We start from the raw sequence: 2,046 nt of genomic DNA, 5'->3' as shown, positions 1-2,046 counted from the left end.
GACGGGGGCGGACACGCGGCCAGCCTAGCGGCGGTGTCGGCGCCCCCGCGGGCGCGGGGGCGGGCGCAGGGGCGCGCGTGGGCGGTACCGTGGGCGCCATGCGCGTCCACATCGTCGACCACCCGCTCGTGGCCCACAAGCTCAGCGTCCTGCGGGACAAGAAGACCCCGTCCATGATCTTCCGGCAGCTCACGGAGGAGCTCGTGATGCTGCTCGCCTACGAGGCGACGCGCGACGTGGCCATGGAGGAGGTGCAGATCGAGACCCCGGTGACCGAGACCACCGGCTTCCGGCTGGCCCGCCCGCGTCCGCTGGTCGTGCCGATCCTGCGCGCGGGGCTCGGGATGCTGGAGGGGATGACCAAGATGGCGCCGTCCGCCGAGGTCGGGTTCCTCGGCATGGCCCGCAATGAGGAGACGCTGGACATCGTCACCTACGCGGAGCGGCTGCCCGCCGACCTGTCCGGGCGTCACGTGTTCGTCCTGGACCCCATGCTGGCCACGGGAGGCACGCTGATCGAGGCCATCCGCTTCCTCTACCAGCGCGGCGCGGCGCGGGTCACGTGCCTCTGCCTGCTCGGGGCGCCCGAGGGCATCGAGCGGCTGGAGGCCTCGCTGGGCGACGTCGAGGTGGACCTGTACCTGGCCGCCGTCGACGAGCGCCTGGACGAGCGGTCCTACATCGTCCCCGGCCTCGGCGACGCCGGCGACCGGCTCTACGGTCTGGCGGAATGACCTGATCGGACCTCCGCGTCCGCCACGAGACGACCACGGCCCCCGCCCCAGCCGGCGGGGGCCGTGGTCGTCTCGTGGGAGCGTCTCCGGCGGGGACGTCAAGCGGAACCATGAATGTGTCGTCCATCTAGTGGACGTCACGGCCCGCTGTGACCCGTCATCATGGCGTCACATGGAGAACCTGGAAGTCACCTGCATAAATATTCCGCATACTCACTCGCCCTGTGGCACGCCCTGCCCTGTTGAACAATGAAAGAGTCACGCGGGCGAGCCGATCGGTCACGCGACGCTATTCCGATCCACGAATAGTGATGTTGGGCACATTCAGGACTTTTTCTCTCAAATAGTGAGACAAAAGCCCGAACGTTACTTGCCAGTCCCCGCGGTGAAGTCACATTCTTGTCATGTGACGCCTCGTCCGCCGCACCGACCGAGCGGTGGAGGGGCCATGAGCCGAAAGAGGAGTGGTGGCCATGGGTCAGTCCGCCGGATACGTGCACATCTCCGTCCGCAACGCGCAGCGTCGGGCCGACGGCATGTCCCGCCGAGGCCAGGCCCGCGCAGGCCTGCGCCTGGCCGGTGGCACCGACGCCCCCGACTCCCAGACGGCGCCGACGCCGGTCCTCGCGCCGAACGGCATCCCGGGTCCCCAGGCGGTGGCCCGGGAGAACGAGGCCCGTGGGTTCGTCATCTACGTGGGCATGGACGAGCTGGCCGCCTCGGCCGCCGGCACCTCCCTCACGCGGCTGGCCAACGAGCTGCGCCACTATGTGGAGTCCCTCGTTCCCGGGGCGGAGTCGCACGCCGCCGTCGCCCTGGCCCCCGCCGGCGCGGAGGGCCGCGACCTCGAGGTCGTGCGCCAGGTGCTCGGCGATCCGACCGTGCAGGGCGGCACCCGTCCCGACCTGGCGCAGGCGCCGGCCCCCGTGTCCACGCGCCAGCCCGGTGTGCTGATCGACCTGTCCCGGCGCGAGGTGCAGCTGGACGGCGAGTCCCTGAACCTCACCTTCAAGGAGTTCGAGCTCCTGAACTACCTCGTGGAGAACGGGGAGCGCACCGTCGGCCGCGAGGAGCTGCTCGACGCCCTGTGGCGCAACGCCGACGAGGTGCCCAACGAGCGCACCATCGACGTGCACATCCGCCGACTGCGCGCCAAGCTCGGCCGCCTCGCGAACACCGTGCGCACCGTGCGCGGCCAGGGCTACCGCTTCTACCGCCACCCCGAGGTGGTCGTGTGGGCGGCGCCGGAGTACAGCATCTGACCCGCGCCCGCCCGTGTCCGACGACGGCCCCCGCTCACCCGAGCGGGGGC

At 70.8% G+C, this 2,046-nt stretch carries 2 protein-coding genes; both read left to right on the top strand.

All coding sequences use genetic code 11. The annotated features are described in order from the left end of the window. Positions 1-98: 98 nt before the first annotated feature. On the top strand, positions 99-734 hold the full coding sequence (gene upp / locus HMPREF3105_RS10940; protein WP_070709609.1) for a uracil phosphoribosyltransferase: 636 nt from the start codon (positions 99-101) through the stop codon (positions 732-734). 473 nt (positions 735-1,207) lie between these two features. Next, positions 1,208-1,996, top strand: coding sequence for a winged helix-turn-helix domain-containing protein (locus HMPREF3105_RS10935; RefSeq protein ID WP_070709607.1), 789 nt, complete (start codon positions 1,208-1,210; stop codon positions 1,994-1,996). The last annotated feature ends 50 nt before the right edge of the window (positions 1,997-2,046 follow it).

The sequence above is a fragment of the Micrococcus sp. HMSC31B01 genome (genome assembly GCF_001816085.1).
Lineage (GTDB): Bacteria > Actinomycetota > Actinomycetes > Actinomycetales > Micrococcaceae > Micrococcus > Micrococcus luteus.
Note: the sequence above shows the minus strand (reverse complement) of the source record. Positions and strands in the feature narration are given on the sequence as shown.